Source organism: Streptomyces thermovulgaris (assembly GCF_002155915.1).
Taxonomy (GTDB): Bacteria; Actinomycetota; Actinomycetes; order Streptomycetales; family Streptomycetaceae; genus Streptomyces; species Streptomyces thermovulgaris.
Genome location: NZ_MUME01000549.1, coordinates 1 through 991 on the forward strand (window position 1 = coordinate 1; position 991 = coordinate 991).

1 protein-coding gene is annotated in these 991 nt (G+C 66.6%); it reads right to left on the reverse strand.

Annotated features, from left to right (window positions below):
- The coding region (locus tag CCN35_RS27245) for an alpha-amylase family glycosyl hydrolase (protein WP_245863558.1) at positions 1 to 991 on the reverse strand (991 nt) is incomplete at both ends.

The window sequence follows — 991 nt, forward strand, 5'->3', positions numbered from 1 at the left end:
GGCGGGGTTCTGCTTGCGGATCTCGATCATGCGGCGGGTCCAGTGCAGCAGGGAGGAGGGGGAGGACATGGCCGCTTCGACGTTGGTGACCTGGTAGCCGTGGACCGGGTCCATGATCGTGGGCAGGAACAGGCGGCCGGGGTCGCAGGAGGAGAAGCCGGCGTTGCGGTCGGGGGTCCACTGCATGGGGGTGCGCACGGCGTCGCGGTCGCCGAGCCAGATGTTGTCGCCCATGCCGATCTCGTCGCCGTAGTAGAGGATGGGGCTGCCGGGCAGGGACAGCAGCAGGGCGGTGAACAGTTCGATCTGGTTGCGGTCGTTGTCCAGCAGGGGGGCCAGGCGGCGGCGGATGCCGATGTTGGCGCGCATGCGGGGGTCCTTGGCGTATTCGGCCCACATGTAGTCGCGCTCTTCGTCGGTGACCATCTCCAGGGTCAGTTCGTCGTGGTTGCGCAGGAAGATGCCCCATTGGCAGCCGGAGGGGATGGGCGGGGTCTTGGCGAGGATCTCGGAGACGGGGTAGCGGGACTCGCGGCGGACGGCCATGAAGATGCGGGGCATGACGGGGAAGTGGAAGGCCATGTGGCATTCGTCGCCGCCGGAGGCGTAGTCGCCGAAGTAGTCCACGACGTCCTCGGGCCACTGGTTGGCCTCGGCCAGCAGGACCTTGTCGGGGTACTGGCTGTCGATCTCCTTGCGGACCCGTTTGAGGAAGGCGTGGGTGGCCGGCAGGTTCTCGCAGTTGGTGCCCTCCTGCTGGTACAGGTACGGCACCGCGTCCAGGCGGAAGCCGTCGATGCCCAGGTCCAGCCAGAAGCGCAGAGCGGCCAGGATCTCCTCCTGGACGGCCGGGTTCTCGTAGTTCAGATCCGGCTGGTGGGAGAAGAACCGGTGCCAGTAGTACTGCTTGCGCACCGGGTCGTACGTCCAGTTGGACACCTCGGTGTCCACGAAGATGATCCGGGCGTCCTGGTACTGCTTGTCGTCGTCG